Annotated in this window: 10 protein-coding genes; 2 read left to right on the plus strand and 8 right to left on the minus strand. The window is 66.3% G+C overall.

All coding sequences use genetic code 11. The features are described from left to right. Positions 1 to 133: 133 nt before the first annotated feature. Both AC1RRV_RS14155 and AC1RRV_RS14160 read left to right on the plus strand, forming a co-directional pair. The gene (locus AC1RRV_RS14155) at positions 134 to 2,881 is read left to right on the plus strand and encodes a TonB-dependent receptor (protein WP_492860292.1); all 2,748 of its coding nucleotides are present in this window, start codon (positions 134 to 136) and stop codon (positions 2,879 to 2,881) included. Positions 2,882 to 3,021: 140 nt separating this feature from the next. Then, the gene (locus AC1RRV_RS14160) at positions 3,022 to 4,128 is read left to right on the plus strand and encodes a hypothetical protein (RefSeq protein WP_492860293.1); all 1,107 of its coding nucleotides are present in this window, start codon (positions 3,022 to 3,024) and stop codon (positions 4,126 to 4,128) included. Here the strand turns inward: AC1RRV_RS14160 and AC1RRV_RS14165 are convergent. From AC1RRV_RS14165 to AC1RRV_RS14200, 8 genes are all read right to left on the minus strand, one after another. Further along, positions 4,125 to 4,367, minus strand: a complete 243-nt coding sequence (locus tag AC1RRV_RS14165; protein WP_492860294.1) for a hypothetical protein — start codon at positions 4,365 to 4,367, stop codon at positions 4,125 to 4,127. The two genes, AC1RRV_RS14160 and AC1RRV_RS14165, sit on opposite strands and share 4 nt — an antisense overlap. A gap of 27 nt (positions 4,368 to 4,394) precedes the next feature. Further along, complete coding sequence (locus AC1RRV_RS14170) at positions 4,395 to 4,946, minus strand: lysozyme (protein WP_492860295.1); 552 nt, start codon at positions 4,944 to 4,946, stop codon at positions 4,395 to 4,397. A 24-nt stretch (positions 4,947 to 4,970) separates the two neighbouring features. Then, on the minus strand, positions 4,971 to 5,255 hold the full coding sequence (locus AC1RRV_RS14175) for a hypothetical protein (RefSeq protein WP_492860296.1): 285 nt from the start codon (positions 5,253 to 5,255) through the stop codon (positions 4,971 to 4,973). A gap of 1 nt (position 5,256) precedes the next feature. Further along, positions 5,257 to 5,607, minus strand: a complete 351-nt coding sequence (locus tag AC1RRV_RS14180) for a hypothetical protein (protein ID WP_492860297.1) — start codon at positions 5,605 to 5,607, stop codon at positions 5,257 to 5,259. Between the two features lie 73 nt (positions 5,608 to 5,680). Continuing rightward, entirely contained in the window at positions 5,681 to 6,202 is a 522-nt protein-coding gene (locus tag AC1RRV_RS14185; protein WP_492860298.1) for a DUF4376 domain-containing protein, read from the minus strand. Between the two features lie 7 nt (positions 6,203 to 6,209). Beyond that, complete coding sequence (locus tag AC1RRV_RS14190) at positions 6,210 to 7,190, minus strand: hypothetical protein (protein WP_492860299.1); 981 nt, start codon at positions 7,188 to 7,190, stop codon at positions 6,210 to 6,212. 2 nt (positions 7,191 to 7,192) lie between these two features. Next, positions 7,193 to 8,104 carry a hypothetical protein gene (locus tag AC1RRV_RS14195; RefSeq protein WP_492860300.1) on the minus strand — a complete coding sequence of 304 codons (912 nt, stop codon included), beginning with the start codon at positions 8,102 to 8,104 and terminating at the stop codon, positions 7,193 to 7,195. A 5-nt stretch (positions 8,105 to 8,109) separates the two neighbouring features. Beyond that, a complete protein-coding gene (locus AC1RRV_RS14200; RefSeq protein ID WP_492860301.1) occupies positions 8,110 to 13,737 on the minus strand; it encodes a phage tail length tape measure family protein in 5,628 nt (1,875 codons plus the stop codon). Positions 13,738 to 13,813: the final 76 nt, after the last annotated feature.

Here is a 13,813-nt window from a genome sequence, read left to right on the forward strand (position 1 = left end):
GGAAGCGCGGATCCGAAGAACCATGGTTTGCAATTTTTTGGGTTGATTACACCGCGTTAATTTGCAGTAGTTTGCACCAACGGCCCGTCGCACCACTCAAATAGCGCAGAGCCGGACAGGGAGGGTGAGACTCATGACCACTGAATTTTCGCGCCGTCGCGCCTGGTTGATGGCCGGCGGAGCCACCGGCCTGGCGCTCGCTTTCGCCGTCGCCGGCTCGGCCCAGGCCCAAACCGCGGCCCCCGCTTCCGGCGCCCAGGACGACTCGAAGGTCGAAGAGATCGTTGTCACCGGCATCCGTCGCGGCATCGAAGGCGCCATCGCCCTCAAGAAGAATTCCAGCTCGATCGTCGAGGCCGTCTCGGCCGAGGACATCGGCAAGCTGCCGGACGTGTCGATCGCCGAGTCTATCGCCCGCCTGCCCGGCCTGACCGCCCAGCGCCTCGATGGTCGCGGGCAGGTCATCTCGATTCGCGGCCTGGCGCCCGACTTCACCACCGCCCTGCTGAACGGCCGCGAGCAGGTCTCGACCGGCGACAACCGGGGCGTCGAGTTCGACCAGTATCCGTCGGAACTGCTGAGCGGCGTGGTCGTCTACAAGACGCCGGACGCCGCCCTGGTCGGCCAGGGCCTGGCCGGCACCGCCGACATGCAGACCGTCCGTCCCCTGCCCTACGGCAAGCGCGCCCTGGCTATCGGCGCCCGCTATGAATGGAACGACATCGGCGCCCTGAACGCCGGCACCAAGGCCCACGGCAACCGCCTGAGCATCTCCTATATCAATCAGTTCGCCGACGGTAAGATCGGCCTGGCGCTGGGCTACGCCCACATGGAGTCGCCCTACCAGGCCGAGCGTTGGAACGCCTGGGGCTACCCCACCGCCGACGCGGCCGGCAACCTGGTGATCGGCGGCGCCAAGCCGTACGTGATGTCCAGCAAGCTGAAGCGCGACGGCGTCATCGGCGTCCTCGAGTTCAAGCCGAACGAGCACTACAACGGCGCCGTCGACGTCTTCTATTCGAAGTTCAACAACCGCCAGATCATGCGCGGCATCGAGCTGCCGCTGTACTGGTCGTCGGCCACGCTGCAGCCCGGCTACACCGCCGTGGACAAGCTGGTGACCAAGGGCACGTTCGCCGGCGTCAAGGGCGTCATCCGCAACGACGGCAACCTGCGTGAGAACACCGTCAAGGCGCTCGGCTGGAACAACAAGTTCTTCGTCGACGACAACCTGACCGTCACGGCCGACCTCTCCTGGTCGAAGGTCCACCGCACCGACCAGATCCTGGAAACCTACGCCGGCACCGGCCGCAGCGGCACCGGCGCGACCGACACCCTGGGCTTTACCATGGACGGCGACGGCGTCGCCCAGTTCACCTCGACCCTGAACTACGCCGACCCCAACCTGATCAAGCTGACCAGCTCGCAGGGCTGGGGCTCCGATCCGGTCAACATGCCTGGCGGCCAGGACGGCTACCTGAACAAGCCGACCATCGAGGACGAGCTGAAGGCCATCCGCCTGTCGGCCAAGCGCGCGTTCAACGACGGCCCGATCAAGGCCCTCGACGTCGGCCTGAACTACAGCGAACGCGGCAAGGAACTCATCAACGACGAGTGGTTCCTGCGCGTGAAGGGCAACCCCGCCAGCGTCGCCATTCCGACCAACGCCATCGTAGGCACCACCTCGCTCGCGTTCATGGGCATCAAGGGCATGGTCAGCTACGACCCGTTCGCCCTGATCAACTCGGGCGTCTACGACCTGGTCCGCAATCCGAACGCCGATGTGCTGGTCAAGAGCTGGGACGTCGAGGAGAAGGTGACGCTGGGCTACGTCAAGGCCGACATCGACGCCGACCTCAGCGGCCTGAACGTCACCGGCAATGTCGGCGTCCAGGTCGTCCACACCGACCAGAGCTCGACCGCGCTGGGGGCCAGCGGCTCCGGCACGGGCGTGGTCCGCACCAACCTGGCGGGCGGCAAGAAGTACACCGACATCCTGCCCAGCATGAATCTGCAGTTCCACCTCGGCAACGAGCAGGTGATCCGCATCGCCGCGGCCCGCACCCTGGCCCGTCCGCGGATGGACCAGATGCGCGCGTCCAAGAACTTCAACTACGACCCGGCGAGGGCCAATTCGACCGACGTCAACCTGTCGCCCTGGAGCGGCAGCGGCGGCAATCCGGAGCTGGAGCCCTGGCGCGCCAACGCCTTCGACGTGTCGTACGAAAAGTACTTCGGTCGTCAGGCCTATGTCTCGCTGGCCGGCTTCTACAAGGACCTGAAGACCTACGTCTACGACCAGAACCTGGTCTTCGACTTCACCGGCTTCCCGGTCACCAGCGGCCCCGAACCCAAGCTGCGCACGGGCATCGTGTCGACGCCGCAGAACGGCAAGGGCGGCTCGATCAAGGGCGTGGAGTTCACGATTTCGATGCCGGCCGGCCTGATCGTTCCGGCGCTTGACGGCTTCGGCGCGGTCTTCTCGGCCTCGCACACCGACAGCAAGATCCACCCGAACCCCGCCGACGCCTCGACCCCGATCCCAGGCCTGTCGAAGAACGTGGCCAACCTGACCGTCTACTATGAGAAGAACGGCTTCTCGTTCCGCGTCAGCGACCGCTATCGCTCCAAGTTCCTGGGCGAGATGTCGGGCTTCGGCAACGGCCGCACCTACCGGATGGTCAAGGGCGAGTCCGTCATCGACAGCCAGGTCGGCTACACCTTCAACGACGGCCCGATGGACGGCCTGTCGCTGCTGGCCCAGGTCAACAACCTGACCGACGAGCCGTTCACCACTTACCAGAACAACGACACCCGCCAGGTGATCGACTACCAGCGCTTCGGCCGCACCTTCCTGCTGGGCCTGAACTACAGGTTCTAAACCGAGTACGCCTTCCCCAAGGCCTTTGGCGCCCCTGTCGGTCCTGCCCGGCAGGGGCTCTTTTTTGGCCGGAAGCTTGGCCTTTCAAGCTCTCTTTAGGATTGAACGCGATATTGCCCGCCAATCTGGGGGAGCGCAGAATGCCGTTCAAGTCCATCCGCATGACCGTCCTGCTGGCCGGCGCCGGCCTGCTGAGCGCCTGCGCCAGCCGCGAAGACGTCGCCGCCCTGCGCCAGCCGCCGATGCCGCCGCTGGCCGTGGCCAAGGCTTCCGCCGCCCGCGCCTTCTATCGCAACGTCGCCGTCCAGGCTGTCGAGGGCGCGCCCGAATTTCGCTGGTTCGACGGCGGCGCGGTGATCACCACCCGCCCGACCCGCGTCCAGGTCGTCCAGAGCCTGAACGACCATCTGCGGCATGCCGAGATGCTGGCCCCCAGCCGTCTCGACGCCGAGTACATGCTGTACACGACCTTCGAGGAGCTGCGCGGCCCCGACGTCTGGCTGGGCAGCGACAAGCTGGCCTCGGCGCGCGTCACCTTCCGCCTGGTGCGCTGGCGCACCGACGAGGTCGTCCGCGAGAAGACCATCGAAGCCTCGTACCAGGCCCGTTGGACCGGCGTGACTCCCGACATCGCCCGCGCCGCCATCGCCGGCCCGCTGGGCGTGTCCAAGGACCGTGTCATCGCCCTGCCCGGCGGCGCGATCGGCGGCGTGGCCCTCGGCTACTACGTCAATCAGAACATGATCGTCTCGATCGCCGAGACCCCCTATGCCGGCCTGATCGGCGCCGCGCAGGCCGCCGCCATCGGCGGTTCCGATCGCGCGGGTCCCGGCTATGACGCGGCCTTCGCCACCGCCCTGGCCGTCAGCACCGCCTCGGGCCGCTTCCAGGACCTGGAGGCCATGCTGGCGGGTGGCGCGATCAACGCCGCCAGCGCCGCCGCCGGCCCCGCGCCCCTGGCCCGGGACGTGACGGCCAATGGCGAGGTCACCACGCTGTTCAACGGCCGCCAGCGCCGCCTGGCCGCCACGCGCGGGCTGATGGACCTGGCCTTCGACATCTTCATGAGCGACCTCAGCCGCGACGGCTCGGTCGTCTACAAGACCGCCGTCTCGTGCCGCGCCCTGAACGGCGACGTCAATCGCGGTCCCTATCTGGGGGAGACCGCGACCAGCTACGGCGCCGACTGCCCTGGCGCGAAGTACAACGACGCCAAGACCGCCAAGGCCTATCCGAGCCAGTTCTAGGGCTTCGGCGGCCCGAGCGTTTCAGGCGTCTCGGGCGCCGGGGGACAGGCGCGGGTCACGCGCAGCGAGCCGCCGCCCGGCCGGCGCTTGTCCAGATTGAGGTCGACCGTCCGCTGGCAGCCCTCGTCCAGGATCCTCACGGCCTGGGCCAAGGCCACCGGATCGGCGGCGAGACCGGCGCAGCCCGACAGGGCGATGGTGACGACAAGGCCCGTCACGGGACCGACGATGCGCTGCATGGGCGCTCCTTTCGTGTGATGAAGTGATCAGGCCACACGGCCGAGGAAGACGGCGCGCTCGGCCTCGCGTCGGGCGACCAGGCCGGGCAGCTCGCGGCCGCCGGCGAAGCGCCACATCCGGAAGGCGTCGGCGGCCCCCTGCACGTCGCCCGCCAGAAGCCGCCGACGCACGCTGCTGTCGGCGAAGTCGGCGCCGCCGCCGGGCTGGCCCACGCCGATGTTGTAGGCCAGCGAGACCATGGCCCCGAGCTGGCCGTCACCGAGCGCGAGGCCCGGAAACAGGTCCACGACCTTGTCGCGGACCGCCTGGGCGACCTGGCGCAGCAGGGCGTCGGCCTCGGCCCGCGTCATGCCGCCCGGCCACTGGGCCCGCCACGACCGGTAGGCCGTCTCACGGTCCCTGACCGGCCTACCCCTGTCGAACAGGGCATAGCCCCAGCCGACGGTGTAGACGCCGATCGGATCGGCCTGGGGTTCGAGGACATTGGGCGTCCGCTTGTCGCCGTCGTGCAGGCCTTCGAAGCGCTGGATCAGCGCGAGCGCGCACGCGGGGACGTCCCGCGCACGAGGCGTCGGCATGGCGGTTCTCCTTTTCGCATGAGATCAGGCCGGCGGGTGGCGGCCTTGAGCGTTCAGGTGGATCAGCATGGCGATGGCGGCGGTCGCCACGGCCGCCACCACCACCGCCTCGCGCGGCGTGGCCCCGCCGCTGCCCCAGACCTCGATCGCCTCGCCGGCCATGACGATCGACAGGCCCAGCACGATCAGCGAAGCGATGCGGCTGGACGCCCAGGCCCGGGTCTCGGGCTTCAGCATGTTGCCGCGCACGGCCAGGGCCAGGCCGGCCACCACGGCGGCGGCGGCGGTGAAGAGGTCCAGGGGCGCCATCTCAGCGCCCCTCCCCGGCCAAGCCCTCGACCTGCCTTCGGGCCCGGTTGCCGATGACCTTGAAGATCAGGGGCAGCAGCTCCCAGCCGAAGGCGCCGACGCCGAAGCCGAACGCCGAGGCGTCCCGCAACAGGGCGAACGGGATCAGGGGCGCGGCCACCTTCACCAGGAAGGCGGCCATGATCACGCCCGCCGCCGTGGCGCAGGCGATGTTGAGCACGAGGGCCTTGTACTCCTCGCGCGTGACCGGGTGGCCGCTCAGCGCCAGGGCGCCGAACTGCACCAGGCCATAGATCGACGCGCCACCCAACGCGCCGACCGCCGCCCTCAGGCGGTCGGGGTCGATGTCCATGAGGTACTCCAGGTATGAAAAGGCCCCGGCGAGCGGGGCGGTGGGCGAGGCGGTGCTGACGGTGCGTTGGCGACTACGACGGCCAGCCCGACATGATGTCGATGGCGTCCAGCTCGTCCTTGTCTTCGGCCGCCTGAATGGCGGAGAAGAGGCCTTCCTCGTGATCGAAGCAGGCCTGAATGTGCGCGCCGACCGCCACGCCAAAGGCCACGTAGTCCGCCTCGCCCCACTGGCGGTACTCACCTTCGCCGAGCTTGAAGGTTTCCGCCGCATCCGGTGGGAGTTGGCGCAATCGGCGCAGCTCCAGCTTGCTCGACACGACGGCGACAGCCGGTTCGGCCTTGGTCGTCACGCCGTCGTAGGTGACCGTCTGGGCCTTGCCCCAGCGGATCGCCGCGAGGTCTTCCAGCTTGCGCGCCTTGAGATCCGCCAGCGGCACGAAGGGCGGCGTCAAGACGCCATCCACCAGCGTCCAGCCGAAGGTTCCGACGTCGGAAGCCATCCAGGTGAACTCGTCGTTGGCGGCGGGCGGATCGGCCCACAGCTCGACGTTGACGACCTCGTTGGTCGTCTTGGAAATACGAACGGTTCTCATATCGCCCTCACCACATCACGATGCAGACGCCATTCGCGCCATTGCCATTACCGCCCGTTCCACCCGAACCGTAGCCGCCGCCGAACATTGAAGCGGCGTTGTTCGCCGTTCGACCCGTTCCACTTCCATCATCCGGTCCCCCCCGCTGGCCGGCGAACACCAGCCCGCCGGATATCAGGCCGCTCCCGCCCGATCCGGGCGTCGCGCCGCTCGCCGCTCCGCCGCCATAGGCGGTAGTCGATCCGCCGAATGTCGTGTTTCCGCCACCGGAGCCGGTCGTGTCGCCACTGCCGATAGTGACGGTCACGTTGCTATTGGTATTTACAAAACCTTTGAAACCACCGCCCGCGCCGCCACCGGCGGTGGTCGATCCCTTCCCCCCTCCGCCGACAGCTTCGACCCAGTATCGGACGCACCCTGACTTCACTGAAAACGTCCCGCTTGATGTGAATACTTCAAAATTTCGATAGCTACTCGGAAGTTCGGCAAAGTAAATCTGCGATCCATCGCACACGATTAGACAACATTGGCCAGGCTTCAAAACGGCAACACTTGAAGTAACACCCTGAGACCCAATACCCTCCCCTGAGAATGGATCCAGAGTGATATCAAATGTAGAACTATTTATATACCTAACTGACCATCCAGCCCCCAAACTCGATGAGCTATCAAAAGTTTGAGTAAAACTGCCAGCACCAACTTCAATAACTTTTCCTTTGTCGGAAGAAGTTAGAGATATATTCGAACTTCTAGTCGAACGCGTGATAGTGCTCGACGCTGCCGCTGCGCTTGCTGATGAGGCTGCGGCGCTCGCGCTGGAGGTTGCCTCTAGCGCGTTATTGTAGACGTTCACCGCCGCGGCATTGGCTTGAGTGGTAAACGTCGGCAACGCGCCCAGTAGCGCATCCGCCTTGCTCGCGAAGTTACTCGGATCGCTCGTGCTCGGCGCCGGCGGCAGGGCGGTGATCGGGGTTGGGGATGTCGGCATGCTCAGACCTCTTCAAGTTCGAGTTCGAGGAGCCCCTGGTCCGGTCGATCCATATTGACCGTGAAGCGCTTGTAGACGCCGAGGATCAGGAGCGGCTCGAAGTACGAGGCCTCCTCGTCGTCGAGCGCGGACCAGAGGGCGGGGACGGCGTTGAGATCGGTGCGGACCTTGATCAGCCGGTTGACGATCGCCTTGTCGAAGCGCGTCTGCTGCAGGGTCTTGGGCACCGATCGGCGCTGGACCAGGACGGCTGTGCCGTCGAAGGCCCGGTTGATCGTCGAGAAGTTCAGGGCGTCGTTCTGGGCGTCGTAGAGCGCCGCCCCCAGATAGGCCGACTGGCCGATCACCACGCCGCCGCAGGTCACATTCCCCGACGAGCGGGTGATGGTGATGGTGATGACGCCGTTGGTGTAGGGCGGCAGGCTGAAGTTGGCGACCGCGCCCTTGTACGAGAAGGGCTCGAAGAAATAGTCGTACCAGTCGGTGACGATCCGGGCGCTGAGATCGATGGTCTGGGTGAAGACCGTCGATCCCCCGCTGGTCACCGTGATCTGCACCGCGCTGGCGACCAGGCCCACCAGGGCGATGGCGTCGATCCGCTGCCCCGGCGTGAGGGTGACCGTCAGTGGTGAGGCCACGGTCGTGCCGGTGTTGCGCAACAGGTCGAACATCGCCCAGCGGTTGGTCGGGCCGATATCGGCCCACCAGGTCGCGTTGGCCGCCAAGGTCGGGTCGTGCCCGACATTGCCGGCCTGCAGGCTCTGGTACTTGCGGTGGGTCGTGGTGCTGATGACCTCGGCGCCGGCCGCGTAGGTCGTGCCGGCGTTGTAGGCCGTTTCGCCCGCCGAGGGTTCGGCGCACGTCGTCGAGGTCAGCATCGCCGGAGCGATGCCGAGCGGAGGAATGACTCGCATGGGACTTAGGCCGCCTGTGTGATGAGGGCGTCGCCGTCGCGGCTGACGCGGACGAGGGTGTTGGCCGTCTTTTCGGAGGCGCGGGCGGTGCGGGAAGCGTCGGAGCGGAGCGCCGCCACCTCCTGCCGCAGAGCGCGAAGCTCGGCGGCCAGCTCGGCGTTGCGGTCGGCGTCGCCGGACATCCGAACCCCGAGCCCCTTGGGGCCCCGGACCAGCGGCACGACGGCTTCCGGCCCGGCTTCGCCCATCAGCCCCAGGTCGAAGGTCGTGGGCTGGCTGACGACGCCGTTGGTGAAGACGCCGCCTTGGGCGTACCTCGAGAACGGGAATATGGCCGTCTGCCCGCTCGCATAGGCTACGAGCTGCGCATAGGCCGTCGGGTTGGTCTCCCTCAGGATCCGCGCGCCGTTCGCATCGGTCTCGATCTGCTGTTTGTAGAAAAGCTGATCGTTGGTCAGGTTACCCGGCGTACCCAACGGCGGCTTGGCGGCCTCGGCGATCTTGTCCGCCAGACCCCCAATCTGCCCGCCCAGGCCCCCAAGCTGTCCGCCCAGAGCCGAGACCCCTTGCTGGACCGCGATCGTCGCCATGTTCACCGACAGCACCGACGTGTTGATCGACGTCAGGATCGTGGCCTGGTTGGCCATGGCCTGCAGTTCGAGCGCGCTGTTGGCCAGCAAGGCCTGGGTCGTGGTCAGGGCGGTGTCCTTCACCGCCCCCTCGACCAGGATGAGCATCTTGTTGAGGTCCCAGAGGACCGCAAGGTGCTCGTTCAGCGCCTCGACCTGGACAAGTGTCTGGTCGGCCTGCGCCGCCACGAGCGCCGACTGCATCTCGGCGACCGCTTCATTGACCGTGACCACCGCCGCCTCGACGTCGATCAGGCCGCTCACCTGCGCCTTCAGCGTGGCCAGCTGCTGCTCGGCGACGGTCTTCTGCCGCTCGGCCGTGGCCGCGGCCGCGTCGGTCGTCTCCTTGATCACGGCCAGGTCGCGCAGATAGGCGATCTGGTCGACGGCGCTGGCCTCGGACGCCGCCCGGAAGGCTTCGCCCAGGGACGGGATCAGCGCCGCGGCCTCCATGTCGCCGAGACGAGCACGGCTGCCCGCGTCGACGAACGCCCGCTCGGCGAGCGTCCGTTGCGAGGCCGGATCAAGGGACCCGACCAACGCCTTGGACAGCGACCCCGAATAGTCCCGCAGCGTCTTGCCCAGGTCCGCCATCTTGTCGCGGACGGCCTGGATGGCCGCGCCTTCCTTCTCGTAGGCGGCGGTCAGCACTTCCCGCGCCTTGGAGATCCGTTCGGCGGCGTCCTGAGCCACGTAGATCTGCTGCTGCAGAGCGCGCTGCACCGGATCGGTCAACGCCGCCAGTTCCTGCGCACGCCGCAAAAGCTTGGCGGCCTGAGTCTGGCCTTGAGCGTCCAACAGCTCCGCCAGCTTGGACTGACGCGCGACCTGGAGCTCCGCGGCCCGCGTCGCGGCCTCTTCCGCGTTGCGCTTGGCCTCCGCGGCGGCCGCTTCCGCCTCGGCGGCGGCCTTGGCGGCGTCCTCGGTGTCGAACAGAGCCTTCAACAGCGGCAGGAGCGCGGCGTCGAGCTTGATGACCTCGGCCGTCTCGGCCTCGCGAGTCTTCGCCAGCTTCTGGGCCGGCGTCAGAACGATGTCGTCGATACGATCCTGGATCGACCTGGTCTTGTCCGCGACCGCGTTGGCGTGGGCGAAGGCGTTCGCGGCGTCCTCCGCATTCCAAAGACTCCTGACCATCGACTCCAGGGCAGGATCGAGCGCCAGCGCCGCCTTCAGTTGCGCCGCCCGGCTTTTCTCGACCTTCTGGGCGTCGGTCATCGTCAGTTCGTCGATCTGGTCCTGGATCGACGCGCGGAAGTCGGCAACCTCCCTGGCCTTGGCAGCCGCCTTCTCGATGACCTCGGCCTCATCTAGGCGAGCCCAGTAGATCTTGATCAAGGCCTGCCCGGTGGCGTCGAGGCCGGCGAGTTCTTCGGCACGGTCCGCGTCCCGGGCGCTCGTGCTGTGGCCGCCGGCCGCGTTGAACGCCGCATCGTCCATCGCCATCAGCTTGCGCATGATGCCGACATTTGTCTGCTGGTTGGCCATGGCCTTGGCCGATTCTTCGGCGGCGTCCTGCAGGCTCCACAGCTGCTGCAGCAGGGGCAGCAGAGAGGCGTCCAGCGCCTCGACCGCTTCCCGTTCCTTGTCGCGCGAGGCGGCCAGCAATTCAGCCGGCGACTTGGTCAGCTGGTCGATTTCGCCCTGGATCGAGGTGCGCTTCTCGTCGACCTTGGCGGCGTCCTGGAGCTTGTACAGCGTGGTGAGCAGGTCGCCGAGCTTGGCGTCCAGCTTCTCCGTTTCCTCGCGTTCCCTGAGACGGCTCGCGGCCAGCAGCTCGCTCGGCGACTTGGTCAGCTGATCGATCTCGTCCTGGATCGAGGTCCGGCGTTCGTCGATCTTCTCCCTGGCGTTCTCGGCGGCGGCCGCGACCTTGTCGAAGGCCGGGGCGAGGTCCATCAGGGCGGCGTAGAGCTTGGCGTCGCCTTCCTGCGAGACGTCCAAGTTGGTGACGGTGTTCTTGAAACTCTCGCGCGTCAGATCGGCGGGCAAATTCAGTTCGGCCAGGCGGGCCGTGACCGAATTCCGCACCGGCTTGAGACGCTCTTCCTCGCTCAGGAAATGCTCGGCGAAGAAGCCGGCCTGTTCGGTGAAGTTGTCGAGGCCGCCTACCAGTTCGACCAGCCGCTCGCGCGCCGCCAGCGATGCGACGCCGACGGTGGCGAACTTCATGCCGACCGACTCCAGCGTGGTGTCGATCACCTCGTATTGGCGCGCCACGCGGACCAGGGTTTCGAACGCCCCCTCGCCCACCTTCTGGAACTCGGCGATGGCCGGGACGGCGGCCTTGGCCATGTCGTCGCCCAGCTTGCCGAAGACAGCGTTCAGCGCCTCCTCGATCTGCGTGCCGGTCATGTCCTTGAACGACAGCTTGCCCAGGTCGACTTGGAAGCCGGCCAGAGCAGCCTCGAAATCGGTGGACCCGAGGGCCTTGGCCGCCTCCGAGACGCCCTTGTTCAGGAAGCCGACCAGACGCGTGATCTCGCCCAGGAAATCGCCGTCCAGCGCGCCGGTCTCGGTGATCACCTTGTTCTTGTTGGATGTGGTGATCCCGAACGCCTTCTTCTTGGTGTTCTCAAGAACCTGCTGATAGGTCGAACCGCCGAGATTGCCGGTCAGCACCTCGCTCAGGTTAGCGGCGTTGAACTGGATCCCCTGATCCTGCAGCGTCCGCGTCGTGGTCTTGCCGAAGCCCAGGTTCGACAGCGTCGCCGCCGAGCCGCTCTTGCCAAGGTTCAGGTCCTCGGTGCTCAGCATGCCGCCAGCGGCGAACGACCGCGCCAGGGCCGACGCCACGACGCCGATTTGGTTGTCGATCGACTGCAAGGCGCGAACCATGGCGTTGCCGTGTTCGAGATCCTTGTTCTCGTAGGCCTGAGCATGGGTGAGCGCCTTTTCCAGGCTCTCGGACTTGGCCTTGGAGTCGCCAAGGACGGAGCCGGCGCTCTGGGTGTCCTGGCGGGTCTTCATGTCGGTGGCGCCGGGGGCCGAGCCACTTCCGCCGCCGGAAAGGCCAAATCCAGCCAAAAGTGCGATCATGGCAGCAACCGCCGGGAACGCGAACGGACCCAAGACTTCGAACATCTTGGCGGCGCCGGCAGCAGTCGATGCCGCCCCCTTCCTCACGGAGTTTGCGACACTGCTGACCGTATCGGCCGCTTGCTGCGCCATCTGCTGGACGCTCTGCGCGAACTGCCAAGCCCGATAGGCTTTCTCGACGGACTGCAGGGCGGCATAGCCGTTGGAGTTCTTATCGAAAAAGTCCTTGGCTGCGATCGACATCTCGGCGAAGCCCGAGACCGAGGCATTCACGCGCTCACGTGTGAATTTGACAGCGTTCTGTTCAGCACCCTGAGCTTTGCGCTGATCGAGGCTCGTCTCCGCGAGCCTCTTGCCAAGCGTCGCCACGGCGGCAATGACGCCGGTAATCGCCTTTCCGGAACCGCCAAAGGCGGCCTCGAAGTTCTTACCCACCTCCGGAGCCAGCTTGTTGATCTCGTCGAACTGACTGATCAAGTTGCTTAGAAGCAGGTTCTTTTCATCAATCAACGGCACGGGGATCAGCGTGCTGATCTCTGCCTTGAGGCCTTCCACCGCCTCTTCGGCAGCCGACAGGTCCGCGGCGACTTCGACCGTCACAACAGGATGAACATCGGAGAAGTCGCGCACGATGGCTTCGGCCGCTTCCTGCGGCGAGCGGGGGGCGGCGGTACTTTTGAAGCCGCCTGTGGCGGGCGGGTTCTTCCCAGCCTGCTTTATGGCGGCCTTCTGCGCAACGGCGACGGCTTCGGCGCTGACTTCCTTCCATCCTTCACCGACCGATCGCGTGATGGCGGCCTTGGCCTCTTTCTGCTTCTTCTCAAAACCGTCGTAGACCGCCTCGGCGGCCTTGCCGCCGACCATCTTCAGTTCCGGGATATCGACAGGCTTGAAGGTCGCCAGCTTGATCCCGGGTATCTTGTTGGCGGCAGCGACTACTGTGTTGATGCCACCGAAGACGCCGTTGATCATGCCTTCGACGTGTCGAATGACCAGGTTGACCGCGCCCGTGAAGATCGCCCCCAAGGCCGCCGGCAAATTGCTCCAGTTCTTGGTGATCGTGTCGTAGGCGGCGACCCAAAAGCCGACGATGTCGGCCACACGATCAACCACACCACCGATCACGCCACGCAGGACTTGTTCGAACGCCTGGCGAAGCCAATCCAGGGCTGCGCCAATCGGCCCACTGGTGATGTGGCGCCCCATGACGTTGAGCGTCGCTTGGAAGACGTCACCCATGGTCACAGACTTGTGGGTGACCCGGCTCAGTTGCTCCTCGGTCAGCCCCAGGCCCTTGGTTATGTCCCCGTTGGCCCGGTTGATTTCGGCCGCGCTGAGCGCGAATGGCGCAGCCAGCGCGAGCGCCGCCGCCGCGACGCCCGCCAAGGGCAATAGCATCGGCGCGACCGTCTCGCCGATGCCCAACAGCACGCCCTTCAGGCCTACGCCCCCATCGGCGGCCTTCATGAAAATCTCAGCGACCGCGGGACCTTGCTCAAGGAACACCTTGAAAGGATCGCTTCCCGAGGCCAACGAGGTGAAGGCGGATTTCAGCGAACCCCCGAGCTTCTTGACCTCTTCCGACGACAGCTTGGCCTCGGCGCCGCCGTTCTTGTGCGCCTTGCCCAGCGCATCGATCTGCTTGGCGGCGCCGCTCGCGGCCTTCTCGGCCTCCTTGAGCCCCTTGGCGTAGGTGTCGCCGAACTTGGCGCCATCCTTTGACAACGCCATCAACTCGGTCATCTCGTCGTTCACGCTGGACAGGGCGCCCTTCAGCGGCGTCGCCGCCTTGGTCAGGGCGGACAGCTTCGCGTCCAGGTCCTCGATCTGTTTGACGCACTTCACGGCCTGGGTGACGAGCCGGCCGACGGCATCGGCGGCGTCATCGCTCGCGTCAGCCAGCTTCCGCTCGGCGGCGGTCAGCTTCCCCGCCGCGTCGGCGGCGGACGCGAAGTTCTTGGCCAACTCACTTAGATCCTTGTCAGCCACAACGGCTCTCCCCAAAAAGTGCGGGCCGCGCTCTCGGTTATGAGAGCAACGG

Source organism: Caulobacter sp. GW821-FHT11E10 (genome assembly GCF_058808375.1).